This is a genomic window from Niveibacterium microcysteis, assembly GCF_017161445.1.
Classification (GTDB): Bacteria; Pseudomonadota; Gammaproteobacteria; order Burkholderiales; family Rhodocyclaceae; genus Niveibacterium; species Niveibacterium microcysteis.
Genome location: NZ_CP071060.1, coordinates 4,088,785 through 4,114,412, shown reverse-complemented (window position 1 = coordinate 4,114,412; position 25,628 = coordinate 4,088,785). Strand labels below are relative to the sequence as shown.

The following is a 25,628-nucleotide window of genomic DNA, read 5'->3' as shown; positions in this document are numbered from 1 at the left end:
CGATCTTCGACGCCGCTCAGAGAGGACGGTTCTGGTCGCGCTCGATCGGCTGCATCTGCGGCAGCAGCAGCACGAAGTGCGCGGGGAACCACAGCAACGCGGTGGTGAAGGTGGTGAAGAAGTACTCCCAACCCGGGAATTCCGCCCCGGCGATCAGGCGCACCACCAGCATGACGATCTGCGTCATCAGGAACAGCGGCACCATCTGCAGCGCCTGTGCCGCGGGCGGGAACCACAGCAGGCGGCGGCTCATCGTGCTCGCGATGAAGGCGAGCAGCACATAGGCCAGCGCATGCTGGCCGAGCGCCGAACCGTAGCCGATGTCGGTCAGCAGGCCGAGCCAGAAGCCGGCGCCCATGTTGACGCGTAGCGGTTCGCGCACGCACCAGAAGGCAAGTACCAGTGCGACAAAGTCCGGCACGCCCGGCAGTGCGCGGGTAGGAACCAGATTCAGGGTCAGGCCGAGGAACAGGGTGATCCACACCCAGCCCATGCGGACCGGCAGCAGGATTCGGCTGGAGCGGTGCGTCGGCTGCATGTCACTTCCTCTTCGGGCGGCCGCCCGGCGTGGTTGCGGCCGGGGCCGGATCGTTGGCGGTAGGGTCTTCGAGCGGTTTGACGTTGCGGCCGATCACTAGCACGGCACCGCTGCGTTCGATGCCGGCGACCGGCTGGCAGACGAAGCGTGCAAAGCCGCGTGCATCGTCGCGATTGACCTTCACGACTTTCGCGACCGGCAGGTCGGGTAGGTAGATTCCATCAAGCCCCGAGGTAACGACCACGTCGCCGGGTTCGACGTCCGCGTTGGCCGCGAGGTAACGCAGTTCGAGCATGCCGCCGCCGGCGCCGAACATCACGGCGCGCTGGCCGGTGCGTACGACCTTCACCGGAATCGCCTGGTCCTTGTCGGTCAGCAGCGTCACTTCCGCTTGCAGCGGGAACACGCGGGTCACCTGGCCGACCACGCCGGCGTTGTCGATCGTCGCGAGTCCGCGCTCGATGCCGTCGCGCTCGCCACGATCGATGATCACACGGCGTGCGAACGGATCGCGCGCGGTGTAGAGCACTTCGGCGGCGATGCTGCGGGCGCCGACACGCTCACGCATCGCGAGCAGCTCGCGCAGCTGATGGTTCTCGTTTTCCAGGCTCTGCTGGCGCAGCAGCCGTTTCGCATCATCCAGCGCGCGGGCGCGCAGGCTCTTGATCTCGCTCTGCAGGCTGCTGAGCGACGAGAAATAGTCGTAGGTCCGATTCGCCCACTCGGCCGGTGTTGAAGCAGCGATCTGCAGCGGATACGTCAGCACCGTGACGCCGTGGCGCACGGTTTCGAGATAGCGGAAACGCAAATCCGCGACCAGCAGACCGATCGACAGCACAAGGTAGAGCGTGAGCCGCGCAGAGGCTGGCAGGCCGCGCTTGAAAAATGGAGGAGGCTGGTGACCGACGACGGACATGGTGTCTGGGCGCTTCGGTTCGCGTGCGGAAAGCCTGCGGCGTGGGGTGAACGGGCAACGCGCGCTTCACGCGCGCGCTGCCAAGTGGCTTGCTTCGCGGCGAGCTTACTCGTTGGCGAAGATGTTGCCGAGCTTGTCCATTTTTTCGAGCGCCATGCCCGAGCCGCGGACGACGCAGGTCAGCGGATCATCGGCGACGATCACCGGCAGGCCGGTTTCTTCCATCAGCAGGCGATCGAGGTCGCGCAGCAGCGCGCCACCGCCGGTCAGCACCATGCCGCGTTCGGCGATGTCGGCACCCAGTTCCGGCGGGGTCTGCTCGAGCGCGTTCTTGACGGCCGAGACGATGGAGTTGAGCGGATCGGCCAGCGCTTCGAGGATCTCGTTGCTGGAAATCGTGAAGCCGCGCGGGATGCCTTCGGCCAGGTTGCGGCCCTTGACTTCCATCTCGCGCACTTCGGAGCCCGGGAAGGCCGAGCCGATTTCCTTCTTGATGTTCTCGGCGGTGGTTTCGCCGATCAACATGCCGTAGTTGCGGCGGATGTAGTTGACGATCGCTTCGTCGAACTTGTCGCCGCCGACGCGCACCGAGTTGGCGAACACCGTGCCGCCCAGCGCGATGACGCCCACCTCGGTGGTGCCGCCGCCGATGTCGACCACCATCGAGCCGGTCGCGTCCGCCACCGGCAGGCCGGCGCCGATTGCGGCGGCCATTGGTTCTTCGATCAGGAACACTTGCGAGGCGCCGGCGCCGAGCGCCGATTCGCGAATCGCGCGGCGCTCGACCTGGGTCGAGCCGCAGGGCACGCAGATGATGATGCGTGGGCTCGGCGCGAGCATCGAAGAAGGATGCACCTTCTTGATGAACTGCTTGAGCATCTGCTCGGTGACGGTGAAGTCGGCGATCACGCCATCCTTCATCGGGCGGATCGCGGTGATGTTGCCCGGCGTCTTGCCCAGCATCTGCTTGGCTTGCGCACCGACGGCCTGGATCGTTTTCTTGGCGTTGGGGCCGCCTTCGGTGCGGATCGCAACGACCGACGGTTCGTCGAGCACGATGCCGCGGCCGCGGACGTAGATCAGGGTGTTGGCAGTGCCGAGGTCGATCGCGAGATCGTTCGAAAAATAGGAACGCAGGAATCCGAACATGTCTGAGTAAATCCGTGTTTTGTCTGGGGGTGTGCCCGGGGCGGTGCGGGGTGCGCCCTTGTGGCGCATGGCCGGTTGCGGATGTCGCGAACCGGGGCGGCCGTTCCGCGAGCGAATGAGCCCACGCTTGGCAGCAAACCGCCGTTCGGCGGTGCCCAGCACCCGTCCGGCTAGGGCGGGTAAAGGGTCTATGATAACCTATTCAATTCCTTGTTTTGAATGAAATTCCGGCCATGTCGCTGACTCACGACGACGTTCACCGCATCGCGCGGCTTGCCCGGCTCGAGCTGGACGAACAGGAGGCCGCGGCCTCGCAGGAAAAGCTCAACGGGATTTTCGGCCTGATTGAACGCATGCAGGCTGTCGATACCACCGGTGTCGAACCGCTTTATCACCCCCAGGCCGTTGCGCAGCGCCTGCGCGAAGACCGCGTGTCGGAAACCGATCGTCGCCACGCCTATCAGGCGGTGGCGCCGCAGGCGGAAGACGGTCTCTACCTGGTTCCGAAGGTCATCGAGTAAGCGGGAGGCTGCCATGCAGCAACGCAGGCTGGGCAAGACCGGTTTTGATGTTTCCGAGATCGCGCTGGGTACCTGGCAGGTCGGTGGACGCTGGGGCGATGTATTTTCGGACGCCAACGCCGAGACGATCCTGAATCGCGCGATCGACGCCGGCATCAACTTCATCGACACCGCCGACGTGTATTCGGCCGGGATGTCGGAAGCCGCGGTCGGCCGTGTCGTGCGCGCGCGGCGCGAGCGCGTGTTCGTGGCCACCAAATGCGGCCGCCAGATTTCGCCGCATGTGAATGCCGGCTACACCGTCGAGCGCCTGCGCGGGTTTGTCGAGGCCAGCCTGAAGAACACCGGCCTCGACGCGCTGGACCTGATCCAGCTGCACTGCCCGCCGACCGAGGTGTTCTACCGGCCCGAAATCTTCGGCCTGTTCGACGACCTCAAGCGCGAGGGCAAGATCCTCAACCTCGGCGTCAGCGTCGAGAAGGTCGAGGAGGCGCTGAAGGCGATCGAGTACCCGAACGTGACCACGGTGCAGATCATCTTCAATATGTTCCGCCACCGCCCGGCCGGGCTGTTCTTCGAACAGGCGGCCAAGCGCGACATCGGCGTGATCGTGCGGGTGCCGCTGGCGAGCGGATTGCTGTCGGGCAAGTTCGGCCGCGAGACCACCTTCGGTGCGGAAGACCATCGTCACTTCAACCGCGATGGCGCTGCGTTCGACAAGGGCGAGACCTTCTCGGGCGTGCCGTACGAACTGGGCCTGCAGGCGGTCGAGGAACTCAAGCGGGTGTTCCCGGACCACACGCCGCTGGCGCTCTGGGCGCTGCGCTGGGTGCTGATGTTCCCGCAAGTGTCGACGGTGATTCCGGGCGCATCCCGCCCCGACCAGCTCGACGCCAACCTTGCAGTCGAAGGACTGCGTGCGCTCACCGACGCCGAAATGGCGGCGGTGCGCGATATCTACGAACGATTGATCAAGCCTTCGGTACACCACCTCTGGTGATCGCGGGCACTGCCACACGGATCCAACGTGCTTGAACTGAGCCTCAAACAGCTTGCTGCCGGCCTCTCGGCAAAACAGTTTTCCAGCGTCGAGCTGACGCAGACTTTCCTCGACCGCATCGCCGCGCTGAACCCGGCGCTCAACGCCTTCATCACGGTCGACCGTGATGGCGCGCTGGCGCAGGCGGCGGCCGCCGATGCCACACGCGCGGCCGGGGCGGTGGGCCCGCTCGCCGGCATCCCGATCGCGCACAAGGACATCTTCTGTACCGAGGGCGTGCTGACGACCTGCGGCTCGAAGATCCTGTCGAACTTCGTCAGCCCCTACGACGCCACCGTCGTGGCGCGCCTCAAGGCGGCCGGCACGGTGATGCTGGGCAAGACCAACTGCGACGAGTTCGCAATGGGTTCGACCAACGAGCACTCGGCCTACGGCGCGGTGAAGAACCCGTGGGATGTGTCGCGCGTACCGGGCGGCTCTTCGGGCGGCTCCGCGGCTGCGGTGGCGGCGCGCCTGGCGCCGGCGATCACCGGTACCGATACCGGCGGTTCGATCCGCCAGCCCGCCTCGCTGTGCGGCGTCACCGGCCTGAAGCCCACCTACGGCGCCGTGTCGCGCTGGGGCATGGTGGCCTATGCGTCGTCGCTCGATCAGGGCGGTCCGTTTGCGAAGAGCGCCGAGGACTGCGCGATCCTGCTCAACGCCTTCGCTGGCTTCGACGAGAAGGATTCGACCTCCGCCGAGCGCGAGACCGAGGACTACACCCGCCTGCTCGCGAAGGCGCCGGCCGATCCGGCCAAGCCGCTTGCCGGCGTGCGCCTTGGCGTGCCGAAGGAATACTTCGGCGAGGGCCTCGCCGCCGATGTGCGCGAAGCGATCGAAGCCGCGATCCGCGAGATGGAAAAGCTCGGCGCGGTGCGCGTCGAAGTGAGCCTGCCGAAGACCGAGCTGGCGATCCCGGCTTACTACGTGATCGCGCCGGCCGAGGCGAGCTCTAACCTCAGCCGTTTCGACGGCGTGCGCTACGGCCACCGCGCCGCGGAATACCGCGACCTGATGGACATGTATTGCAAGAGCCGCGCCGAAGGCTTCGGCCGCGAAGTGCAGCGCCGCATCATGGTCGGCACCTATGTGCTGTCGCACGGCTACTACGATGCCTACTACCTGCAGGCGCTCAAGCTGCGCCGCCTGATCGCGGAGGACTTCAAGGCCGCGCTGTCGCAGTGCGATGTGCTGCTTGGGCCGGCCAGCCCGACCACCGCGTGGCCGATCGGCCAGATGGCGGACGATCCGGTGCAGATGTACCTCGCCGATATCTACACCGTCGCGATCAACCTCGCCGGCCTGCCGGCGATGTCGATTCCCTGCGGCTTCGGTGCCGGTGGGCTGCCGGTTGGGCTGCAGATGATCGGCAACTACTTCGATGAAGCTCGGATGCTCGAAATCGCGCACCGCTTCCAGCTGGCGACGGACTTCCACACCAAGGCGCCCGCGCTGTGAAATTCGAGACCTGGCTCGCGTTCTTTGCAGCGTCGTGGCTGATCAGCCTGTCGCCGGGTGCCGGCGCGCTGTCGTGCATGACTGCGGGCCTGCGCTACGGCTTCCGCCGCGGGGCCTGGAACATCCTGGGCTTGCAGGCCGGCGTCGGGCTGCTGGTGTTGGTCGTTGCACTCGGCCTGGGCGCGATCCTCGCGGCCTCGAACGTGGCCTTCATGGCGATCAAGTGGTTCGGTGTCGCCTACCTGATCTGGCTTGGCGTGCAGCAGTGGCGGGCAGAGCCGAAGCCGCTGGTGGAGGATGCCGGTGAGGTGGTGCCGGCTGCGCGCGGCGCGCTGGTGTTGCGCGGTTTCCTGGTCAATGCGAGCAATCCGAAGGGCATCATCTTCATGCTTGCGGTGCTGCCGCAGTTCATCGACCCGCATGCGCCGCAGGCGCTGCAGTACCTGATCTGCGCCGGCACGCTGTTCTTCACCGACGCGGTCGTCATGAGCGGCTACACCTTGCTCGCGGCGCGTGTGCTGGCGGCGCTGCGCGACCCGAATCACATTCGCTGGACCAACCGTTTCTTCGGCAGTCTGTTCGTGTGTGTCGGGCTGCTGCTGGCGAACTTCAAACGCGCAGCATGAGCGCGCGGGTGTCGCTGGTGGCGCGTCGTGTGGCGGTGGCGCTGAGTCTCGCCTTGCTGGCATCTTGCGCGACGGAGAAGGTTGGCAAGAAAGGTGAGGACGAAGTGTTCGAACCGGCCAAGCCGCCGGTGATGGCCGAGAAGGCGCCGAGCGGCAAGGGTGCGGATCGCCCGCTGCCCGCGGTGCCGCTGAAGCCGACGCCACCCAGCCCCGCCGCGCCCGCTGTCGGGCGGCCCAAGAAGGCAATGGAAGCCAAGCCGCTCAATGTGACGTTCCGCTGCGCGGCGCACGACGAACGGCACCACACCGCGCAGGCCGACATCGAAGTCGCTGACGGCAATGTGCATTACCTGCGCACGCGGCTGGCGACGCCGCTGGGCGGTGTGTGCGAATTTGCGCTGCCCGATTTCACGCAGACGCAGCGCATGCCTTCGGTCGAGCTGAAGGCGCGCAGCGGCCGCTGTACCTTGCGGATGTGGGAGCAGGGCCCCAAGGTGACGCTGGCCTACAGCAACTGCGAGCAGTACTGCAAACCGTCATCGACGATGGATTACATCCTGCCGATCCTGTACGACCGGCGGGTCAACCGTTGTAACTGAACCTGATTTGAGACGCGGCGCTGCAAGTAGTGCAGCGCCGGGATTGGAAGACACGAAATGAGCAGAGCCGACTGGGACGTCGTGATCGGGCTGGAGACACATGTTCAGCTCTCGACGCAATCGAAGATCTTTTCCGGCAGTTCCACCGCCTTCGGCGCCGAGCCGAACCGCCAGGCCTCGGCGATCGACATCGCGCTGCCGGGCGTGCTGCCGGTCTTGAACCGCGGCGCGGTCGAGCGGGCGATCCGCTTCGGGCTAGCGATCGGTGCCAAGGTCGCGTCGACTTCGATCTTCGCGCGCAAGAACTACTTCTACCCCGACCTGCCGAAGGGCTACCAGATCAGCCAGTACGAGCTGCCGGTGGTCCAGGGCGGCACGATCACGGTGCAGGTCGGCGAGGGCGACAAGGCCTACGAGAAGGTCATCGAGCTGACCCGCGCGCACCTTGAGGAAGACGCCGGCAAGTCGCTGCACGAAGACTTCCACGGCATGTCGGGCATCGACCTGAACCGCGCCGGCACGCCCTTGCTGGAGATCGTCACCGAGCCGGTGATGCGCTCGTCGGACGAAGCCGTGGCCTACGCCCGCGCGCTGCATTCGCTGGTGCGCTGGATCGATATTTCGGACGGCAACATGCAGGAAGGCTCCTTCCGTTGCGACGCCAACGTGTCGGTACGCAAGAAGGGCACCGAGAAGCTAGGTACGCGCCGCGAGGTGAAGAACCTCAACAGCTTCCGCTTCCTCAAGGAGGCGATCGAAGCCGAGATCGCCTACCAGATCGAAACGCTGGAAGACGGTGGCACGATCCAGCAGGCCACCGTGCTGTTCGACCCGGATGCGGGCGAAACCCGCGCAATGCGCAGCAAGGAAGATGCGCAGGACTACCGCTACTTCCCCGACCCCGATCTGCTGCCGCTGGTGATCTCCGACGAATGGATCGCACGCGTGAAGGGTGAGTTGCCCGAGCTGCCGGCCGCCCTGCAGGAACGCTTCCGTGGCGAGTACCAGCTCTCCGCCTACGATGCGGCAACACTCACCGCTAGCCGCGAGATGGCGCAGTACTACGTCGACACCGTTGCCATCGTCGGCGCGGCATCGGCAAAGCCCGCGGCCAACTGGGTGATGGGTGAGCTGGCCGCGCGTCTGAACAAGGAAGGCCGCGACATCACTGATGCGCCGGTCAAGCCCGCGCAGCTGGCTGGCATGCTCGCACGCATTGCCGACAGCACGATCTCGAACTCGGCCGCCAAGAAGGTTTTTGATGCCTTGTGGAATGGCGACGCGACGAGTGCTGACGAGGCGATCGAGAAGCAGGGCCTCAAGCAGGTCACCGATTTGTCTGCGATCGAGCCGATCATCGACGAGGTGCTGGCGGCCAACCAGAAGTCGGTGGAGGAGTTCCGCGCCGGCAAGGAGAAGGCTTTCAACGCGCTGGTTGGTCAGGTGATGAAGGCGAGCAAGGGCAAGGCTTCGCCGGCGCAGGTCAATGAACTGCTGAAGAAGAAGCTGGGCGCCTGACGGCAGTCATTCGGCTCAAACAGACGGCCGGGCGCGACGCGAGTCGCGGCCCGGCCGTTTGCTTTTCGGCGCCCGTCCCGCTGCCGTCAATCTCACAGTCCGGGGCAGCACTCAGCGCGAGCGGCCTTGCAGCGGGCTCGCGGCGCCGTCGTCATCGCGCACTGAAAAAGGGCAATTCCGTCGAGGGAAGGGGTATCGGTTTCGCTCTTGAGCGGTGCCTATCATCCCGCTCCCCGTGGCACGGCTGCGGGGCATGCATCAACCGCGGCCGCGGGGGCGGCCGGGGGATCGACTTCCGGGAGGCGGAGTGGCGGGGACGAAGCAAGGGACATGGGTGGCATGGCTGATCACGATCGGCATGCTGTGGGCCGGGCCCACATCGGCAGCCGGTGACTGGGTTGTCGCGCAGGTGGCGAGCTTTACCGGCACCAGCGCGCAGATCGGCAATGACTTGCGCACCGGCGCGATGGTGGCGTTTAACGCGATCAACGCGCGCGGTGGCGTCGCAGGGCGCAAGCTGCGACTGGTCGTGCGGGACGATGAACAGCAGCCGGACAAGGCGCTCGCCGCGATCCGTGCGCTGGTCGAGCAGACAAAACCGATCGCGCTGTTCGGACTGAGCAGCAACGAGGCCAGCCTGGCCTTGCTGCAAGCGCGCCTGCCCGAGGCGCTCGGCCTGCCGCTGGTGGGGCCGCGTGCTGGGGTTGCACGCGTGCTGGAATCCGGGCCCGGTCAAGTGTTCGTGACCCGAGCCAGCTATCGCGACGAGATCAAGGCCCTGTTCCAGCACTGCGAGATGTCGGGCATGCGCGAACTGGTGCTGGTGCATCAGCGCGACGAGGTTGGCAGCGAGCTGCTCGCGCTGGCCAATGCGCTAGCGGCGCAACATGGCATTCGCCTGGTTGCCCGCGTCGCCTACGACTACAAGGCCAACGGTGCGGTGCGCGAGCTGCCGAACGTGCGCGACGCCATCGACGCTGCATTTCGCGTGCCGCATCAGGCGGTGCTGTTCGCGGTGACCGACCCCACGCTGGTGGCGGCGATGGTGGCGAGTTACCAGCGCGATCCGCGCCACGCGGTGATGATGACGCTCTCGTCGGCAGACGGGCGCTGGATTGCCGAGCGTGTGGGCAGCGATCGCGCCCGCGGCCTGCTCGTCACGCAGACCGTGCCAGCGGCGGGAAACGCCAGCGCAGCGCTGATGCGACGCTTCGTGAACGATCTGAAGCAGGGCGGCGTGAGCGAGGACGACGCGGCCGCGCTGACGGTGAATTCCGTGATGCTCGAAGGCTATGTATCGGCGCAGGTGCTGATCGAAGGGCTGCGGCGTGCCGGCAGCAATGCCGACGCGGCGCGCCTGGGCGCCGCGCTGCAGGGGCTGCGGGGCTTCGACATCGGCGGCTTTGACATCTCGTTTGGCGGTGCGTCGCGGCAAGGCTCGCGCTTCGTCGAAGTGGCCATCATCGGCAGGCAGGGCGAGCTGGTGCGCTGACGCGGCAGCCGTGCCGCTTGTTCCGCCGCGGCGCGGCCCCGTAGCATGCAGCTTCTTTTCTGGAGATGCCGCCATGCCGCGCTTCTTGCCTGTCATTGCTGGTTGCAACATCTGCAGCGCGGGCGGAATTCGATTGGTCGCCGTCGACCGCCGGGTGGCGCGCGCGGATACGGCGAGCGCGGTCGGGGGGCGGCCATGACGGCGCTGCGCATCTCGACTGTAGTGGCCGAGTTTGATCTCGACGCCGTGTATCGCTTTCTGTCGCAGGAGGCGTACTGGTCGAAGGGCCTGCCGCGGGCGGTTTTCGACCGAGCTGTGGCGAATTCGCTGTGCTTCGGCGGCTTCCTTGGTGAGGCGCAAATCGCGTTCGGTCGCATGATTACGGACAGGGCGACGTTCGCCTATCTGGCCGACGTGTTCGTGCTGCCGCCTCACCGTGGGCAGGGCTATTCGAAGCAGTTGATGGATGCCGTGGTCGCGCATCCGGATCTGCAGGGGCTGCGCCGCATGGTGCTTGTGACCGGCGACGCGCACGGCCTCTACGCACGCTACGGCTTCACCGCGCTGGCGGCGCCCGATCGCTACATGGAGCGCCACCAGCCCGGCATCTACACCTCAGGCTGATGCAGCACCGGCCGCTGCGCGCTGCCGCGCGAAGTCGACGAACCATGCGAGGCTTTCCGGGTTCGCCATGGTGTCCGGGTTGGCGACCTTTTCGAGCGGCTGGCCCATCATCAGCTTCTTGATCGGCAATTCCATCTTCTTGCCGGACATCGTGCGCGGGATGGCGGCGACCTGGAAGATGTCGTTCGGCACATGGCGCGCCGACAGCGCCTGCTTGATCCGCTCGCGGATCGCGGATTCGAGCGCGGGCGTCAGCGTTTCGCCTTCTCGCAGCACAACGAACAGCGGCATGTAGGATTCGCGGCCAAGGTATTCGAGGTCGACCACGAGGCTATCGATTACCTCCGGCAGATCTTCTACCGCGCGATACAGCTCGCTCGTGCCCATGCGGATGCCGTGGCGGTTGATCGTGGCATCCGATCGGCCATAGATCACCGCGCCGCCGCGCGGCGTGATGCGCACCCAGTCGCCATGGCGCCAGATGCCGGGGTACACATCGAAGTAGCTGTCGAGGTAGCGTCGGTTGCCCGCATCGTTCCAGAAGTAGAGCGGCATCGAGGGCATCGGCGCAGTGCAGACGAGCTCGCCGACTTCGTCATGCAAGGCCTTGCCCGCTTCGTCGAAGGCTTCGATGCGCGCGCCGAGGCAGCGGCACTGCATTTCGCCACGCACCACCGGCAGCGTCGGCACGCCGCCGACGAAGGCGCTGACGATATCGGTGCCGCCCGAGATCGGGCTGATCCAGATGTCGCTGCGCACCGCGTCGTACAGCCACTGGTAGTTCTCGGGCGACAGCGGTGAGCCGGTCGAGCCAAGCCCGCGCAGTTCGGAAAGATTGGCCACTTCGGCGGGGTGAATATCGGCTTTCTGGCAGGAAGCATAGAAGGCCGCGCCGGCGCCGAAATAGCTCACGCGGGTTTCGCCAGCGAAGCGCCACAACGCGGTCAGATCGGGGTAGCCGGGGCTGCCGTCGTAAATGCAGATCGTCGCCCCGACGAGCAGGCCGGCGATCTGCGCGTTCCACATCATCCAGCCGGTACTGCTGAACCAGTGGTAGCGATCGTTCGGGCCGAGATCCAGGTGCAGGCCGGCGAGCTTTACATGCTCCAGCACCACGCCGCCCTGCCCATGCACCATCGGTTTGGGTAGCCCGGTGGTGCCGGAGGAATACACCACCCACAACGGGTGGTCGACGGGTACTGGCGTGCTGACGAGCGGCGCATCGCCCTGCGTGACGCTGGCCCAGCTGACGCCGTTACGGAAGCTCGTCGCGTCGATCGCTGCATCGAGCTGCGGCAGCAGCACGAGATGCGCTACCGTGGGGAGCTCGACGAGCAGTTCGGCGACCAGCTCGCGTCGGTCGTGCGTCTTGCCGCCGTAGCGGTAGCCGTCGACGGCCAGCATCGCTTTCGGCGCGATCTGGCGGAAACGGTCCAGCACCGCGACGCGGCCCATGTCTGGCGAGCAGATCGACCACACAGCGCCGAGGCTCGCGACAGCGAGGAAGGCGCTGACCGTTTCCGGGATGTTGGGCATGTAGGCGACAACGCGGTCGCCCGGCCCGATGCCCATGGCGCGCAGCGACGCCGCGAGCGCGGCGACTTCGCGTTGCAGTTGCGCCCAGCTGACTTCGCGTGCCGCCCCCGCCTCGTTGCGGAACACGATCGCAGGGCGCTGATCATTGGCGTGGCGGAACACCTGATCGACGTAATTGAGGCGCACGCCCGGAAACCACTTGGCGCCCGGCATCGCGGCATCAGCCAGCGCGCGACCGCGTGGCCCATCGGCGCGGATGTCGAACCAGTCCCACACGGCGCACCAGAACGCATCGGGTTCGTCTACCGACCATTGCCACAGCTGCGCGTAGTCATCGAAGCGCAGGCCGCGCTCGCGGGCCAGCCAATCGCCGAACGCGGTGATGCGTGCGGCCTTGATCATTGCGTCGGAAGGGCGCCAGGCGATCAGATCTTCCATCCGTCGTCTCCGTTCATGAATGCAGATCGGCGAATCATGCGCGGACTGGCTCGGTGGCGTCAGGCGCTGCGGCGACTATCTGGCGCGATCCGCCGGCGCCGGAGCGCGCGGCGGATCGTGGGCGATCAGTTGTCGCCGTCGAGCAGGCGGCCGAGGCCACCCAGTACCGAGCCTTCCTCGCGCGACTGCCCGCCCGCCGCCGGCGCAGCCATCACGATGCGGTTGGCCATGCGCGATAGCGGCAGCGATTGCAGCCAGATCTTGCCGGGGCCGCGCAGCGTGGCGAAGAACAGGCCTTCACCACTGAACAGCGCGCTCTTGATGCGGCCGACGTACTGGATGTCGAAGTCCACGCTCGATTCATAGGCCACGACGCAGCCGGTGTCGACCCGCAGCGTTTCACCTGCGCGCAGTTCCTTCGCCACGAGCGTGCCGCCGGCGTGCACGAAGGCCATGCCATCGCCGTCGAGCTTTTGCATGATGAAGCCCTCGCCGCCGAACAGGCCTGCGCCGAGCTTGCGCTGGAAGGCGATGCCGATCGAGACGCCGCGCGCCGCGCAGAGGAAGGAATCCTTCTGGCAGATCAGCGTGCCGCCGATCTTCGCCAGATCCACCGGCACGATGTGGCCCGGGAAGGGGGCGGCGAAGGCGACGCGCTTCTTGCCGCTGCCTTCGTTGTGGAAGATCGTGGTGAACAGCGACTCGCCGGTCAGCAGGCGCTTGCCTGCTCCCATCAGCTTGCCGAAGAGGCCCTGCTGCGCGCTGGAGCCGTCGCCGAAGATGGTGTCCATCTCGATGCCGTCTTCCATGAACATCATCGCGCCGGCTTCGCCGATCGCCGCCTCGCCGGGATCGAGTTCGATCTCGACGAACTGCATCGCGTCGCCCTTGATCTCGTAGTCCACAACATCCATGGCCATGGTGGTCTCTCCTTTTGGATTCGTGCCGCTTCAGTGCAGCATCATCTGACGAATGTATTTCACCGGTGCGCTGCCGAAAGACAGGAAGCGCTCATGAAAGGCTTTCAGGTTGAAGGCTTCACCTTCGCGGCGGCGTAGATCCTCGCGCAGCGCGTAGATGCTGGCGAAACCGCTGTAGTAGCTGGTCAGCTGGACCTGGGTGAGCTGCACACGGCGCCATTTCTCCTGTGCTTCCGCTTCCTGCTGGAAGGCTTCATCGCGCAGCAGGCGCATCGCCTGCGCTTCGGTCATGCCCAGCGTATGCACGCTGTAGTCCAGGATCGTGTTGCACACCACCCGCAACGCCCACTTCGCGTAGATCAGCTCCATCTCCGGCTCGTGGTTGCCCCAGCCGGATTCGAGCATCATCCGCTCGGCGTACACCGCCCAGCCTTCGATCATTGCGCCGTTGCCGAGCAGGCTTTTCACCAGGCTGGGCGAGCGGTTGGCGTAGACCAGCTGCGCGTAGTGGCCAGGCACCGCTTCGTGAATGTTGAGGATCTGCAGCATCCAGTGGTTGTATTCGCGCAGGGTGCTTTCCTGCTCGGCGGCGGGCTCGTTGTCGAGCGGATCGACGTTGTACCAGGTGGTCGCCGCTGGGTCGAAAGGGCCGGGGGCATCGATCGAAGCGCCAGCCACGCCGCGTTTGTGCAGCGGTGTCTCGCGCACCTGCAGCGGTTTGTCCGGGTCCAGCGTCAGCAAGTCGTGATCGCGCACCCAGGCCTCAAGCTGCGGGATCTGCCGCTTCACTTCGTCAACGAAGTCTGCCGCCGCGACGTGACGTTCCGAGAGCTTGCCGATCAGCTGGCTGATGCGCTCCAGCCGCGTGGCAGGCAGCGGCGTATCGGCGAAATACTTGGGCCACAGTGTTGCGGCGAGCGCATCCATCTTCGCGTGCAGGCGCTCCTTCTCGGTCAGCGCGGCGCGGTAGAGCTGCGTCGGTGTCAGATCGGTCTGGATGTCGTAGGCGAACTTGCGCGCATACAGCGCTGGCCCGATGCGGAAGCTGCGTGCCTCGCCGCGCGTCAGGCGCGGCAGCATCGTTTCGAGATGGGCGATCCATTCACGCACCGCTTGCCGCGCGAGCGACGCGCGCGTGCGCAGCTCGGCAAGGCGCGCTTCGTCAAGCGTCGAGTCGTTGATCGCCGATTCGAGCGGCACGCCAAGCAGATCGAGCACGCCCTGGCTTTGCTGGATCGCGAGTCGCGTGTGTTCCAGCGTCGGGCGACGCACTGTGTGCCGGGCTGCCGTGTAGTAAGCCGGTACCTGTGCGAGGCGGGCCGAGATCGCGAGCAGGCGGGCGTCGCGCGGCGCGTAGTCGCGCGTCAGCAGGATCGAGAAGCCTTCGCCGATGTTCCATTCGCTCGGATCCCATTCCAGGTTGCGGAATTGGCTGCGGTACCACTGGATGCTGCGTAGCTGGTTCTCGATCAACGCGCGGTCGACGCGGTTCGATTCGGACAATTGCCCGACCGGGTGGCGCGCGAGTTGCCCGAGCCATTTCTGTGCGAACGCAAGGTCTGCCGCGGGGTCCGGAATGGCGAGGCGCTGCGCGTCGCGATACTGGCCGACCTGCAAGGCCCATTCCGGGTTTTGTGTCAGCAGGGCGTCGATGAAGCCCTGCTTGAAGGTGTCGAAGCTCGCATCGGCGCGCGAGACGGGATTGGTGGGTACAACCGGCGCCACATCGGCATTCGCCGGCGGCGCCGCAGCAAACAGGCTGGCGATCAGCGCGGCGGCGACCGAATGGCGCATCTCGGGCTTCTTCACGCTGCGGCCTCCACTTGCACCAGGCAGTCGTAGAAGGTCGGGCCGTTGCCCAGGTCGGTGAGCGCTTGCGAGGTCACCGCGTTGGCGTTTTCACCGTCGCCGGAGAGTTTCTGCCACCAGATCGACGGCGCGCTGACCACGCCGGCGCGGACACCGGGCTGTGCCGCGTCCACCCTCAACGTTGCGTGGAAGGCGCCGCGGTCGTTGAAGATGCGCACACGCTGGCCGTCGGCCAGGTTGCGCGCGGCGGCGTCTTGCGGATGCATGTCGAGCCAGGGCTTGCCCTCGGCCTTCAAGAAGCGCGGGATGTTGGCAAACGTGGTGTTGAGGAAGTTGCGCGCAGGTGGGCTGATGAAGGCGAGCGGGTAGTTTGCCGCCAGCGCCGGGTTGGAGGTTGGCCCCTCGTGCGGAGGCACGTAGGTCGGCAGCGGGTCGTGGCCCTGTGCCTCAAGCGAGGCGGAGTAGAACTCGCACTTGCCCGAAGGCGTCGGGAAGCCGCCCTTGGCAAAGGGGGCGAACGGCGTTGGCAGCGCCATGCGCTGGAAGCCGTCGCGCTTCATCGTTTCCCAGTCGAAGCCCTGGTTGCGCGGGTGATCCTTGCGGAAGGCCTGCGCCGCGATGGCCTCGTCGTCCTCAGTGAAGCAGGCCTCGGTGAAGCCCATGCGGCGCGCCAGTTCGCGGAACACCCAGGTGTTGGGCCGTGCCTCGCCGAGCGGATCGATTGCCGGCACGTTGGCCAGCGCGTTGAGATGGCCGTAGCTCTTGTGCACATCCCAGTGTTCGAGCTGGCTTGTCGCCGGCAGCAGGATGTCGGCGTAGTCCGCGGTGTCGGTCTGGAACAGCTCGTGCACCACCACGAACAGATCCTCGCGGCCGAAACCGGCGCGCACCTTGTTCGAATCCGGCGCCACCGCAACCGGATTCGAGTTATAGACCATGATCGCGCGCACTTTAGGGTCGTCGCGATACAGCAGCTCGTCGCCGATCGTGCTCATGTTGATCGTGCGCGGCGGGAAGCGCGGGTCTTCCGGGTAGAGGTCGGGGCGTTCTAGCGCCGCGCCGTCTACCGCATAGGTGCCGGAGGTCGACAACAGCACGCCGCCGGCGGCGTGGCGCCAGTGACCGGTCAGTGCGGGCAGGCAGGTGATCGCGCGCATCGCGCTGCCGCCGCCTGCGCAGCGATTGAGCCCGTAGTTGACGCGGATCGCAGCGGGCTTGGCGCTGCCGTATTCGCGCGCGAGCTGTTCGATGTCGGCGGCGGCGAGCCCGGTTTCGCGTGCGGCACGTTCGGGTGTCCACGCGCGCACACGCTCCGCCAGTTGTTCGAACCCAAGTGTGTAGTCGCGGATGTAGTCGTGGTCGAGCAGCTTGTCGCGCACCAGCACATGCATCATCGCCAGCGCTAGCGCGCCGTCGGTACCGGGGTAGGGCTGCAGGTGCCAGTGGCTCTTCTCGGCGGTTTGGGTGCGCAGCGGATCGATGCAGACGACGCGCGCGCCGCGCCGCTTGGCTTCCTGCACCCGGCTCCACAGATGCAGGTTCGAGACGACCGGGTTGGCGCCCCAGATGATGATGTAGGGCGCGTCCGCGAAGGCTTCCGGGTCGGTGCCGAGCGTCGCGCCGATGGTTGCCTTGTAACCCTGGAAGCCGGCTTCGGCGCAGATCGTGCGGGCGAGGAAGGAGGCGCCCAGGCGGTGGAAGAAGCGCCGATCCATCGAACTGCCCTGCACCAGGCCCATGGTGCCGGCGTAGCTGTATGGCGTGATTGCGCGCGGGTCGTCCGCGGCAATTGCCTTGAACTTGGCGGCGATGGTGTCGAGCGCCTCGTCCCAGCTGATCCGTTCGAACTTGCCTTCGCCCTTCTTGCCGACACGCTTCATCGGGTACTGCAGGCGTTGCTCGGAGTAGGTGCGTTCAAGGTAGAAGGCAACCTTGGTGCACAGCGCGCCGTTGGTGATCGGCAGATCGGGGGCGCCCTGGATCTTTGTTGCGCGACCGTCCTCAACGGTGACGAGCATGCCGCAGGTATCGGGGCAGTCGTGTGGGCAGGCGGCGCGCACGACGCGCTTGCCGGCAGTGGGGGTGATTTCGCTCATGGCGCTCGCTCCGGGGGGCCGGCGGGTAGCCGGAAAGCGAGATTCTATGTGTTCCGGCGGGCGGGAGTCACACCCGCGTGCGTCGTGCCCGCGCGTGGCGTGCTGCCGTGTTACGACGAGCGCGCCGCGCTAAGGGATGTCGCCCAGCGGGAGCAGCACCCGCAACCCGGGTGGAACGAGTTCGATCGGCAGATAGCCGACGGCCTTTGGATCGTGGAGCAGGAGCGGGATCAGCTCTGCGCTGCCGAGTTGCCGTGGCGGGCGCGCTTGACCGGAGAACACCAGCCGAGCACGCAGCCCGCGCATCATCGCGAGGTTCTTGCCGGCAAGGTGCTGGTAGAAGGCTTCGCGAGCCGGGTCGGTATCCGGCAGGTCGAAGGTCGTGTAGCCGCGGCGTTGGTCCAGCACGAACATGGCGTAGGCGTCATCGCGGCTGAGGCCGGTCAGCGCTGAATCGGCGCGCACCACGATCGCCACCTCGATTGCTTGTGCGCTGGCCGCCAGACAGCCGAGCGCGACCAGGGCGAGCGCTGCCGCTTGCCGGCAGAGGCCGTCGCGACGCCAAGGGTCAGAACTGATAGTCCAGCGCCAGCGTGAAGACATGGATCGCCGTGTTTCGGCCGTCGAAGCCCGGTTGGGCGTTGGCAAAGACGCCGCGCGACTTGGCGCCGTCCAGGGTATGGTTGTCGTACTGCGCCTTGAGCACAAAGCCGCGATCGAGATCCCATCGGATGCCGGCGCTCAGAATCGTGCTTTCCAGCGTTGTCAGCGATGCGTTGTACGCGCGGACGGCGGCCACGGCGGCGGGCGGTGCCGTCGGCACGGGCTCCGGCCCGTAGTTGTCGTCGAAAGTGATTTGCGCAGCCGCCAGAAACGGCGTGAAACGCCCGATTGCGTAACCGGCGCTCGCATACCAGTCGAACTGCTGCGCTACGAGCTTGGTTGGGCTTTTGCGGTAGATCGCTTCGGCACGCGCGGTCCATGGGGCGTCCTGGTACTCCAAGCCGAAATCGAACTGCCAGGTGCTGTTGTAGCCGGTGTTGTAGTTGAAAGCGAGCATTCCAGCCGGCGGGTAACTGGCCGACACCTGGGTCAGTACCGCGTTGAGCTGGCTGGATACCGGCGACACGTTCTTCACATCGGCATGAAAGGCGCCGATGTAACCGCGCCAAGGCCCCTGTGAAGCATCGAACGACAGGCTGACGAGATCGCGCACCGTCACCGCTGCGTCACCGATGCGGCTTTGCAGATTGACCTTGCTGGTGCCATAGGTGAGCCTGCTGCGTACGCGGGCGCCGCCGCAGTTGCTGGTGAGGTTGAGGTCCGCGCCGTCGAGCGAGGTTAGCGGCATCGGGAAGTACACCGAGAGCGGTGCCCGGACCTCCAGCCGGCTGTTCCCGACCCAGCGGGTTTCTGATTGCATGCCGGAAGGCATCGGGTAGCGTCCGAGCCGAAGCAGGATGTCGTCGCGCGGTGCCCACCCTGCATACAGCCAATCAACGCGGGGCTTGATGTCGTCGTAGGTGTCGTTCGCGGCGATCACCTGCGCAACCACGCGCCACGTCGGCAGAGGGGTATCCCAGGTCAGTTGCAGCGCGAAGTTGGAGTCGTTTGCGAAGTCCCAGTCGCGGGTGCGGCCGCTTCCGACGCTCTGGAACTGCGCCGCACGGAAGTCGGCCAAGCCATCGGTGTCGGCGCGTGTCGCCGCGAGGGTGGCGTATCCATCGATGCGCAGCTCACCCCAATCGCTGGCGCTCGCGCCGTGCGCAGCAAGGCCGGCAAGCGCGGCCGAGACGGCAAGGGTGATCCGTCCTCGTGGCGATCGATGCATGCCGGTCCTCCTGTTTGATGCGGGATCGTTCAGGGTGCCGAGGGGTCCGGCTGCAGAATCGCCACGCTGCGCGTGCCGGATGGCAGATCGGCGGCCGGCAGGTACGCAATCGCCTTGTGGTCTGCGGCCAGGCGGCCAAGCAGCGAGGGCATGTCGAGTTGCTGTGGCGGGCGGCCGGCGCCGGTGAATACCAGCTTCGAGCGAAGCGCACGCATCATGGTCAGGTTCTTCTGCGCCAGCCGCATGTAGAAAGCGCCGCGTGTCGGGTCGCTCTCGGGCAGGTCAATCGGGTGGAAGTCGCCACGCCTGTCGAGCACGAACATGGCGTAGACCTCGTCGCGCGTCATGAGGCGGATCGACGAATCGCTGCGCACCACGACCGCGATGGCGCCGACCCCGTTGGGATCGGCGGCCACGACATCCCCGCAGGTCGCCAGCAAACATGCCAGCAGAAGCCCGCGCAGCGAGTCAGAACTGATAGTCCAGCGCGAGCGAGAGCACATTGATCGGGTCGGTACGGCCGATGAATCCGGGTTGCGGGTTGACAAACATGCCGCGCGAGTTCGCCTCGTCCAGCTTGAGCCGGTCGTACTGCAGCTTGAGCGCTGCGCCACCCGGCAGGTCGTAGCGCACGCCGGCGCCAATGCGCCGTTGCGCCAGGCCGATCAGCGTGGCGTTGTAGAAGGCGGACAGCGCCGCGCCGCCGGGCGTGCCGGTTGGCAATTGCTTCGGCGACAGATCGCTGTTCTGCCATTGGCGCCCGGCCGTTACAAAGGGCGTGAAGGCGCCGATCGTGTAGCCGCCCACGGCGTACCAGCCCCGTACCGCGTAGATCAGCAAGGTGTCGGAGCTGCGCCGCACCGCCTCGGTCTTGAATGACCACGGCGCGCCGAGGTATTCGAAGCCAAGGCTGACCTGCGAAACCGGGAACCAATCAGTGGGGTAGGCCGCCGCCATTTCGCCCGCGACGGGTTGGCTGGGTGCCAATGCGGCGAGTGCGTTATGCAGCGACGCCAGCGGTGCCGAGTGCACCCTTGCCTGGGTGCGAAAGCCGCCGAGGTAGGCCCGCCAGACCTCGCCGCCCAGTTCGACGCTACCGGCCGTGACACGACGCAGATCGACTGAAGAAACGCCGGTCCGCGAGGCGGTGTCGAAGTCCGTCTGCCCGAAGCCAGCGCGCAGTTGCAGGTAGCGACCCTCGATGTCGTGGCGCCAGCGCAGCGATGCGCCGTCAAGCGACGTCATCGGCAGATGAAAATAGGTCTCGGGCTGCGGCGTGGTGGTCAGTCGTGCATGACCGAGCCAGCGCACCTCGGAATCCATCATCGCGGGGAACGGGGTTCGCCCGGCACGTACCTTCACCGCGTCCGATGGTTGCCAGCCGACGAAGAGCCAGTCCATGCGCGGCTTGAAGTCGTCGTGCGTGTCATTCGCGAGTACGCCCTGCGCGACGACGGTGACGCCGGATACCGGCGGCGACCACAAGGCTTGCAGGCCGAGGATCGAATCGTTCTGGAAGTCCCACTCGCGGGTCCGGTCCGAGCCTGCGCTCAGGTAGTTCGCGCTGCGGTAGTCGGCCGCACCGCCGCTGTCGGCCCGTGTGGCAACCAATGTTGCGAAGCCGTTCAAGCGCAGTTCGCCTGCCGTTTCGGACGACACCTCGACTGCCTGGGCCGTCACCGGGCACGCGATGCAGCAGGCAAAGAGGAGGGCGTAAGGCTGCATGGCCATGTCGATGCTTACGGCATGGTGCACGGCAAACTTGAGCGGTGATCGTCGCGACCCTCATGGTCGCGGACGAGGGGTCAGCGGGGCGTCGTGCTGCCGCTGGTCAATTCGATGAAGCGGGCGCGGTCGTCGTCGAAGCGCTGACGGATCAGATCCGCCTCGCGTGTCTTCTGTGCGATCACGCTGCGCAGCGCGGCCAGTTCGGAATCGGTGGCCGTGATGTCTTCGCGCAAGCCCGCCGGGGCGGGCTTGCCCTTCAATGCGGCGATGCGGGTGTCGAGTGACTTGCGCTCGGCGACGAGCTCACGCTCGCGACGACGCAGGTTGTTGATTTCCTGCGTGGCGCCCTGCATGGTCAGGTCCCGCCGCGCTTCGATTTCGCTTGCCGAGCTGTAGCTTTCGAGCAGTGCCTTGTCGCGCCGCTGGCGCTCGGCGACACGCGCTTCCGCGTCGCGCCGGGCTTTGTCTTCGAGCGCCTTGCGGGCGCGCTCTTCGGGCGTCAGCGGGGCTTCCACATCGCGCTTGGTCACGCCGCTGCGCGACATTTCCTTGTACGCACGGTTGTAGCAAGCCTGTGGCAATGGGTCGCCGCAGACCTTGTGGCCAGCACCGTCCTCGCAGCAGAACACGCGTTCGCCGGCGGCATTGACCGCCGACGCGGCGAATAGCGAGAGGAGCAGAAGCAGCCGATCAGGCCGCATCGCCGATGCCCCATTGGCGACGATAGGCCTGCACGGCATCGAGATGTGTTGTCAGCTGAGGGTTGCTACCCAGGTAGCCAATCAGGTCGACCAGGGTGGCGACGGCGACGACCGGAACGCCGAACTGGCTGCGCACTTCCTGTACCGCGGAGAGCGCGCCGGTGCCGCGCTCCATGCGATCCAGCGCGATCACCACGCCGGCGAGCTCAGCGCCCTGGGCACGAATGATCTCGACCGATTCGCGTACCGAAGTGCCGGCCGAAATCACATCGTCGAGCACCAGCACGCGGCCCTTGAGCGGTGCCCCGACCAGCGTGCCGCCTTCGCCATGATCCTTGGCTTCCTTGCGGTTGAAGCAGAACGGCACGTTGTGGCCACGCTCGGCGAGCCGGATCGCGGTGCCCGCCACCAGCGGGATGCCCTTGTAGGCGGGGCCGAACAGCGTATCGAACGCGATGCCCGAGCTGGCGACCGCATCGGCGTAGTAGCCGCAGAGCTGTCCGAACGATGCGCCGTCGTCAAACAGTGCAGAATTGAAGAAGTAGGGCGACAGACGGCCTGCCTTGGTCTTGAATTCACCGAAACGCAGAACGCCTTTTGCGACGGCGAGGGCAAGAAAATCGCGGCTAAAATCCACAGTGGTCCTAATTTCAGTTTTGGCGCTTTTGCCGCGCCTGTCAGTTCGTAAAATATTCCGACAAATGGCCCCGCCGATGTTACGCGTCATCACACTCAACCTCAACGGCATCCGTTCCGCTGCCAGCAAAGGATTTTACGAATGGCTCGCGGAACAGCACGCCGACCTCGTGTGTCTTCAGGAAATCAAGGCGCAGGAAGCCGATCTTGCTGAAAACCTGCGCTCGCCCGCGGGCTGGCATGCGCGGCTGCATTGCGCCGAGAAAAAGGGCTATAGCGGCGTGGGCGTGTTCTCGCGCGCGCAACCCGCCGGCTGGGTGGAAGGGCTGGGGCAAGCCGAGTTCGACGCGGAGGGTCGCTACCTTCAGATCGATCTGCAGACGGCGATTGGCCCCCTCTCGGTGATCTCGCTGTATTTGCCGTCTGGCTCGAGTTCCGAAGAGCGTCAGGCGGCGAAGTTCCGTTTCATGGATGTCTTCCTGCCGCACATGGCCGCCCTGCGTGCCAGCGGGCGCGAGGTGATCGTCTGCGGTGACTGGAACATCGCGCACCGCGAAGCGGACTTGAAGAACTGGAAGTCGAACCAGAAGAACTCCGGTTTCCTTCCGGAAGAGCGGGCCTGGCTGAGCCGCCTGTTCGACGAGCAGGGTTGGGTGGATGTGTACCGACGCCTTCACCCCGATACGACCGACGCCTGCTACACATGGTGGTCGAACCGTGGGCAAGCCTGGGCCAAGAACGTCGGTTGGCGCCTGGACTACCAGATCGCCACGCCGGGTATTGCCGCGCTGGCACGCAAGGCGAGCGTCTTCAAGGATCAACGCTTCAGCGATCATGCGCCGCTGACGGTCGACTACGAGCTTGCCTTGCAGGTGTGATGCGCCCGGCATTGCCGCGCATGACGCGCCGGGAGTAAGCTGGGGCAGGATTGCGGCGGGCGCCGCAATCGTTGTTACCGCTACCGGAGACAGCCATGAGCGAGATGACGCAAGCCACGCGTGACAAGATGATCGCGGATTTCAAGCTGGTGATCAGCGACGCCGAGCAGCTCCTCAAACTGACCGCTGACGACGCCTCGGGGAAATTCTCCGACGTACGTGGTCGCTTGGGCGAACGCCTTGCCGCAGCGCGGGCCCAGGTGGGCGAATTCGAGGCCGCAGCCGTCGCCAAGGCCAAGGAAGTCGCCAAAGCCACTGACAACTATGTGCACGAAAACCCCTGGCAGTCGATCGGGATCGCCGCTGGAGTCGGTTTCCTGGTGGGTTTGCTGGCGGGCCGTCGCTGATTGCATGGCTGAGGTGCGACGCACACAAGCGGGAGGCCGCAATGGCCGGTGACGAAGGTGGCGGAATCGCCGAGCGACTGGGCCGGCTCGGCGATGCGGCGCTCGGTACGGCGCAGACCCGGCTCGCGCTGCTTGCCGTCGAGGTTGAAGAGGAAGGGCTGCGGCTTGGAACTGCGCTCTTTCACCTGATCCTGGCTGCGCTGTTTACCGGCTTTGGCCTGCTTGCGCTGGCGGTCTTCGTGACCGTATGGCTGTGGGACAGCCATCGCCTGTTGGCGCTTGGGGTGGACTCACTGCTTTTTCTGGGCCTCGCCGCTTGGACTGCCATGCAGGCGCAACGGCAACTCGCAGGCGGCACCCGCCTGTTCAAGGACAGCATCGCCGAACTTGAGCGCGACCGCGATGCGCTGCGTGGGCGCCACGACTGATGGCGCCGACCGGCTTGGCCTCGCGGCTGGCCCTACGGCGCGCGGAACTGGTCGAGCGCTCCGGTCGCGAACGCGCGAGGCTGGTTGCTGATCTTGGTGCGCTAGCGCCGGCCTTTGGCGCCGCCGACAAGGTGGTTGCAGCGGCAAGCTGGGCGCGCCGCCATGGGGCTGTCATCGTCATCGTCGCAGCCGCGGTCTTGGCCGTGCGTCGCCCCTCCCGACTGTTGAAGTACGCCGGCCAGGCGTGGTCGCTGTGGCAGGTCTATCGCGGTTATCGCGATCGGCTCGATGGATTGATCGAGCGCATCGAGCGTCGTTGAACCGGCCTTTGCCTGGGTGGGGCCGGCCGGCTTGATCCAGCGCAGCCGTGCGCTTTGCAGGGGCTGGGGTTTGTCTGGTCCGGACGCTAGAATCGCGGATTCCTGACCCCCCGGAGCCCACGATGCTCGAGTCGTACTTCAAGTTGAGCGAACACCGCACCACGGTGCGCACTGAACTTCTCGCAGGCCTGTCTACCTTCCTGACGATGGCCTACATCATTTTCGTCAACCCCAGCATCCTATCGGCTGCCGGCATGCCGCACGACGCGGTGTTCGCGGCAACCTGCCTTGCGGCGGCGCTGGGGTCGATGATCATGGGCCTGTACGCGAACTACCCGATCGCGATGGCGCCGGGGATGGGCCTCAACGCGTACTTTGCCTTTGCCGTAGTGCAGGGCATGGGCTTCACCTGGCAGGCTGCGCTTGGCGCGGTCTTCATTTCCGGCTGCCTGTTCATTCTCGTCAGCCTGTTCAAGGTGCGCGAATGGATCGTCAACGCGATCCCGCATTCGCTGAAGCTGGCGATTTCGGCCGGTATCGGTCTCTTCCTCGCGATTATCGGCCTGAAGAACGCTGGGCTGATCCAGGGTAATCCTGCGACGCTCGTCACCTTGGGTGACCTGCATCAGCCGGGACCGCTGCTTGCGATCGGCGGTTTTCTGCTGATCGTCGCGCTGGAGGCGCGCCGCATCACCGGCGGCATCATTCTCGGCATCCTTGCGGTGACCGTCGCCTCGATCGCTCTCGGCTACTCCAAATTCTCCGGCGTGTTCTCCGCGCCGCCGTCGTTGGCACCGACCTTTGGCCAGCTCGATATCGGGGCTGCGCTCAATGCGGGTCTGGTTACGGTGGTGCTGACCTTCTTCCTGGTGGAGTTGTTCGATGCCTCCGGCACGCTGATTGGCGTGTGCCATCGCGCCGGCCTGCTCGACAAGGATGGTCGGCTGCCGCGCCTGAATCGCGCCCTGTTGGCCGACTCGACCGCGATCGCTGCTGGCGCGGTGATGGGCACTTCGTCGACGACCGCATACATCGAGAGCGCTGCCGGCACCGCCGCGGGCGGCCGTACCGGCCTGACCGCAGTCACGGTTGCACTGCTTTTCCTCGCGGCGCTGTTCCTCGCTCCGCTGGCGGGTGCCGTGCCGGCCTATGCAACTGCCCCTGCCTTGATTTATGTTGCGATCCTGATGACGCGCGGGCTTGCCGAGATCGATTGGGAAGACCTCACCGAGGCGGCGCCGGCGGTGGTGTGTGCTGTCACGATGCCCTTCACTTTCTCGATCGCGCACGGCATCGCATTTGGCTTCGTCGCTTACGCTGGCATCAAACTGCTGGCTGGGCGCGCAAAGGAAGTACCGATGGCAGTCTGGGTGATTGCCGTTGTATTCGTTGGCAAGTTCGCATTGCTCTAAGCAAG

26 protein-coding genes are annotated in these 25,628 nt (G+C 65.9%); 13 read left to right on the top strand and 13 right to left on the bottom strand.

All coding sequences use genetic code 11. From position 1 onward, the window contains the following. Positions 1-16: 16 nt before the first annotated feature. The 3 genes from mreD to JY500_RS18745 all read right to left on the bottom strand — a co-directional run bounded on the left by mreD (position 17) and on the right by JY500_RS18745 (position 2,603). Positions 17-538, bottom strand: coding sequence for a rod shape-determining protein MreD (mreD, locus tag JY500_RS18755; RefSeq protein WP_206254144.1), 522 nt, complete (start codon positions 536-538; stop codon positions 17-19). A gap of 1 nt (position 539) precedes the next feature. Continuing rightward, complete coding sequence (mreC, locus tag JY500_RS18750; protein WP_172203364.1) at positions 540-1,454, bottom strand: rod shape-determining protein MreC; 915 nt, start codon at positions 1,452-1,454, stop codon at positions 540-542. Positions 1,455-1,559: 105 nt separating this feature from the next. Further along, positions 1,560-2,603, bottom strand: a complete 1,044-nt coding sequence (locus JY500_RS18745; protein ID WP_172203363.1) for a rod shape-determining protein — start codon at positions 2,601-2,603, stop codon at positions 1,560-1,562. Positions 2,604-2,836: 233 nt separating this feature from the next. Here JY500_RS18745 and gatC point away from each other — a divergent pair, with 233 nt between their 5' ends. The 8 genes from gatC (at position 2,837) to JY500_RS18705 (ending at position 10,483) form a co-directional block, all read left to right on the top strand. Next, positions 2,837-3,124 (top strand): Asp-tRNA(Asn)/Glu-tRNA(Gln) amidotransferase subunit GatC, encoded by a 288-nt coding sequence (gene gatC / locus JY500_RS18740; RefSeq protein WP_206254143.1) that lies wholly within the window; start codon positions 2,837-2,839, stop codon positions 3,122-3,124. 13 nt (positions 3,125-3,137) lie between these two features. Continuing rightward, on the top strand, positions 3,138-4,124 hold the full coding sequence (locus JY500_RS18735) for an aldo/keto reductase (RefSeq protein ID WP_206254142.1): 987 nt from the start codon (positions 3,138-3,140) through the stop codon (positions 4,122-4,124). Between the two features lie 27 nt (positions 4,125-4,151). Continuing rightward, the gene (gene gatA, locus JY500_RS18730) at positions 4,152-5,624 is read left to right on the top strand and encodes an Asp-tRNA(Asn)/Glu-tRNA(Gln) amidotransferase subunit GatA (protein ID WP_206254141.1); all 1,473 of its coding nucleotides are present in this window, start codon (positions 4,152-4,154) and stop codon (positions 5,622-5,624) included. After that, positions 5,621-6,250, top strand: coding sequence for a LysE family transporter (locus JY500_RS18725; protein WP_172203359.1), 630 nt, complete (start codon positions 5,621-5,623; stop codon positions 6,248-6,250). The genes gatA and JY500_RS18725 overlap by 4 nt, the downstream gene beginning before the upstream one ends. Then, complete coding sequence (locus tag JY500_RS18720) at positions 6,247-6,849, top strand: hypothetical protein (protein WP_172203358.1); 603 nt, start codon at positions 6,247-6,249, stop codon at positions 6,847-6,849. The genes JY500_RS18725 and JY500_RS18720 overlap by 4 nt, the downstream gene beginning before the upstream one ends. A gap of 57 nt (positions 6,850-6,906) precedes the next feature. After that, complete coding sequence (gene gatB, locus JY500_RS18715) at positions 6,907-8,367, top strand: Asp-tRNA(Asn)/Glu-tRNA(Gln) amidotransferase subunit GatB (protein ID WP_172203357.1); 1,461 nt, start codon at positions 6,907-6,909, stop codon at positions 8,365-8,367. Between the two features lie 334 nt (positions 8,368-8,701). After that, the gene (locus tag JY500_RS18710; RefSeq protein WP_206254140.1) at positions 8,702-9,859 is read left to right on the top strand and encodes an ABC transporter substrate-binding protein; all 1,158 of its coding nucleotides are present in this window, start codon (positions 8,702-8,704) and stop codon (positions 9,857-9,859) included. 195 nt (positions 9,860-10,054) lie between these two features. Further along, on the top strand, positions 10,055-10,483 hold the full coding sequence (locus JY500_RS18705; protein WP_206254139.1) for a GNAT family N-acetyltransferase: 429 nt from the start codon (positions 10,055-10,057) through the stop codon (positions 10,481-10,483). Here JY500_RS18705 and JY500_RS18700 read toward each other — a convergent pair. The 10 genes from JY500_RS18700 to pyrE form a co-directional block, all read right to left on the bottom strand. Continuing rightward, on the bottom strand, positions 10,475-12,457 hold the full coding sequence (locus tag JY500_RS18700; protein WP_206254138.1) for an acetoacetate--CoA ligase: 1,983 nt from the start codon (positions 12,455-12,457) through the stop codon (positions 10,475-10,477). The genes JY500_RS18705 and JY500_RS18700 overlap by 9 nt on opposite strands. A 125-nt stretch (positions 12,458-12,582) precedes the next feature. After that, positions 12,583-13,377: a TIGR00266 family protein gene (locus JY500_RS18695; protein WP_172203353.1), complete on the bottom strand. Its 795-nt coding sequence runs from the start codon at positions 13,375-13,377 to the stop codon at positions 12,583-12,585. A 30-nt stretch (positions 13,378-13,407) separates the two neighbouring features. Then, positions 13,408-15,186: a DUF885 domain-containing protein gene (locus tag JY500_RS18690; protein WP_206254137.1), complete on the bottom strand. Its 1,779-nt coding sequence runs from the start codon at positions 15,184-15,186 to the stop codon at positions 13,408-13,410. Further along, the gene (locus JY500_RS18685; RefSeq protein ID WP_172203351.1) at positions 15,183-17,282 is read right to left on the bottom strand and encodes a molybdopterin-containing oxidoreductase family protein; all 2,100 of its coding nucleotides are present in this window, start codon (positions 17,280-17,282) and stop codon (positions 15,183-15,185) included. Before JY500_RS18685 ends, JY500_RS18690 begins: the two co-directional genes overlap by 4 nt. Positions 17,283-17,411: 129 nt before the next feature. Beyond that, the gene (locus JY500_RS18680) at positions 17,412-17,885 is read right to left on the bottom strand and encodes a hypothetical protein (RefSeq protein WP_206254136.1); all 474 of its coding nucleotides are present in this window, start codon (positions 17,883-17,885) and stop codon (positions 17,412-17,414) included. Beyond that, positions 17,851-19,113 (bottom strand): hypothetical protein, encoded by a 1,263-nt coding sequence (locus JY500_RS18675; RefSeq protein ID WP_206254135.1) that lies wholly within the window; start codon positions 19,111-19,113, stop codon positions 17,851-17,853. The genes JY500_RS18680 and JY500_RS18675 overlap by 35 nt, the downstream gene beginning before the upstream one ends. A gap of 29 nt (positions 19,114-19,142) precedes the next feature. Further along, positions 19,143-19,529, bottom strand: coding sequence for a hypothetical protein (locus JY500_RS18670; protein WP_172203348.1), 387 nt, complete (start codon positions 19,527-19,529; stop codon positions 19,143-19,145). A gap of 52 nt (positions 19,530-19,581) precedes the next feature. After that, positions 19,582-20,838 (bottom strand): hypothetical protein, encoded by a 1,257-nt coding sequence (locus JY500_RS18665; RefSeq protein WP_206254134.1) that lies wholly within the window; start codon positions 20,836-20,838, stop codon positions 19,582-19,584. Positions 20,839-20,918: 80 nt separating this feature from the next. Then, complete coding sequence (locus JY500_RS18660; RefSeq protein WP_206254133.1) at positions 20,919-21,542, bottom strand: hypothetical protein; 624 nt, start codon at positions 21,540-21,542, stop codon at positions 20,919-20,921. Next, the gene (pyrE, locus tag JY500_RS18655) at positions 21,532-22,179 is read right to left on the bottom strand and encodes an orotate phosphoribosyltransferase (RefSeq protein ID WP_172203484.1); all 648 of its coding nucleotides are present in this window, start codon (positions 22,177-22,179) and stop codon (positions 21,532-21,534) included. The genes JY500_RS18660 and pyrE overlap by 11 nt, the downstream gene beginning before the upstream one ends. Before the next feature lie 76 nt (positions 22,180-22,255). Between pyrE and JY500_RS18650 the strand changes: the two genes are divergently transcribed. The 5 genes from JY500_RS18650 (at position 22,256) to JY500_RS18630 (ending at position 25,623) form a co-directional block, all read left to right on the top strand. Then, complete coding sequence (locus JY500_RS18650) at positions 22,256-23,056, top strand: exodeoxyribonuclease III (RefSeq protein WP_206254132.1); 801 nt, start codon at positions 22,256-22,258, stop codon at positions 23,054-23,056. 95 nt (positions 23,057-23,151) lie between these two features. Further along, positions 23,152-23,463, top strand: coding sequence for an ElaB/YgaM/YqjD family protein (locus JY500_RS18645; RefSeq protein WP_206254131.1), 312 nt, complete (start codon positions 23,152-23,154; stop codon positions 23,461-23,463). A gap of 41 nt (positions 23,464-23,504) precedes the next feature. After that, the gene (locus JY500_RS18640; RefSeq protein ID WP_206254130.1) at positions 23,505-23,891 is read left to right on the top strand and encodes a phage holin family protein; all 387 of its coding nucleotides are present in this window, start codon (positions 23,505-23,507) and stop codon (positions 23,889-23,891) included. After that, positions 23,891-24,211 (top strand): YqjK family protein, encoded by a 321-nt coding sequence (locus tag JY500_RS18635; protein WP_206254129.1) that lies wholly within the window; start codon positions 23,891-23,893, stop codon positions 24,209-24,211. Before JY500_RS18640 ends, JY500_RS18635 begins: the two co-directional genes overlap by 1 nt. Positions 24,212-24,333: 122 nt before the next feature. Further along, positions 24,334-25,623: an NCS2 family permease gene (locus tag JY500_RS18630; protein WP_172203341.1), complete on the top strand. Its 1,290-nt coding sequence runs from the start codon at positions 24,334-24,336 to the stop codon at positions 25,621-25,623. Positions 25,624-25,628: the final 5 nt, after the last annotated feature.

Excerpts from the sequence above, each read along its gene's own strand:
- mreD (WP_206254144.1), bottom strand. The coding sequence starts at position 538 with ATGCAGCCGACGCACCGCTCCAGCCGAATCCTGCTGCCGGTCCGCATG.
- mreC (WP_172203364.1), bottom strand. The coding sequence starts at position 1,454 with ATGTCCGTCGTCGGTCACCAGCCTCCTCCATTTTTCAAGCGCGGCCTG.
- JY500_RS18745 (WP_172203363.1), bottom strand. The coding sequence starts at position 2,603 with ATGTTCGGATTCCTGCGTTCCTATTTTTCGAACGATCTCGCGATCGAC.
- gatC (WP_206254143.1), top strand. The coding sequence starts at position 2,837 with ATGTCGCTGACTCACGACGACGTTCACCGCATCGCGCGGCTTGCCCGG.
- JY500_RS18735 (WP_206254142.1), top strand. The coding sequence starts at position 3,138 with ATGCAGCAACGCAGGCTGGGCAAGACCGGTTTTGATGTTTCCGAGATC.
- JY500_RS18720 (WP_172203358.1), top strand. The coding sequence starts at position 6,247 with ATGAGCGCGCGGGTGTCGCTGGTGGCGCGTCGTGTGGCGGTGGCGCTG.
- gatB (WP_172203357.1), top strand. The coding sequence starts at position 6,907 with ATGAGCAGAGCCGACTGGGACGTCGTGATCGGGCTGGAGACACATGTT.
- JY500_RS18705 (WP_206254139.1), top strand. The coding sequence starts at position 10,055 with ATGACGGCGCTGCGCATCTCGACTGTAGTGGCCGAGTTTGATCTCGAC.
- JY500_RS18700 (WP_206254138.1), bottom strand. The coding sequence starts at position 12,457 with ATGGAAGATCTGATCGCCTGGCGCCCTTCCGACGCAATGATCAAGGCC.
- JY500_RS18695 (WP_172203353.1), bottom strand. The coding sequence starts at position 13,377 with ATGGCCATGGATGTTGTGGACTACGAGATCAAGGGCGACGCGATGCAG.
- JY500_RS18685 (WP_172203351.1), bottom strand. The coding sequence starts at position 17,282 with ATGAGCGAAATCACCCCCACTGCCGGCAAGCGCGTCGTGCGCGCCGCC.
- JY500_RS18680 (WP_206254136.1), bottom strand. The coding sequence starts at position 17,885 with ATGTCTTCACGCTGGCGCTGGACTATCAGTTCTGACCCTTGGCGTCGC.
- JY500_RS18675 (WP_206254135.1), bottom strand. The coding sequence starts at position 19,113 with ATGCATCGATCGCCACGAGGACGGATCACCCTTGCCGTCTCGGCCGCG.
- JY500_RS18665 (WP_206254134.1), bottom strand. The coding sequence starts at position 20,838 with ATGCAGCCTTACGCCCTCCTCTTTGCCTGCTGCATCGCGTGCCCGGTG.
- JY500_RS18660 (WP_206254133.1), bottom strand. The coding sequence starts at position 21,542 with ATGCGGCCTGATCGGCTGCTTCTGCTCCTCTCGCTATTCGCCGCGTCG.
- JY500_RS18650 (WP_206254132.1), top strand. The coding sequence starts at position 22,256 with ATGTTACGCGTCATCACACTCAACCTCAACGGCATCCGTTCCGCTGCC.
- JY500_RS18645 (WP_206254131.1), top strand. The coding sequence starts at position 23,152 with ATGAGCGAGATGACGCAAGCCACGCGTGACAAGATGATCGCGGATTTC.
- JY500_RS18640 (WP_206254130.1), top strand. The coding sequence starts at position 23,505 with ATGGCCGGTGACGAAGGTGGCGGAATCGCCGAGCGACTGGGCCGGCTC.
- JY500_RS18635 (WP_206254129.1), top strand. The coding sequence starts at position 23,891 with ATGGCGCCGACCGGCTTGGCCTCGCGGCTGGCCCTACGGCGCGCGGAA.
- JY500_RS18630 (WP_172203341.1), top strand. The coding sequence starts at position 24,334 with ATGCTCGAGTCGTACTTCAAGTTGAGCGAACACCGCACCACGGTGCGC.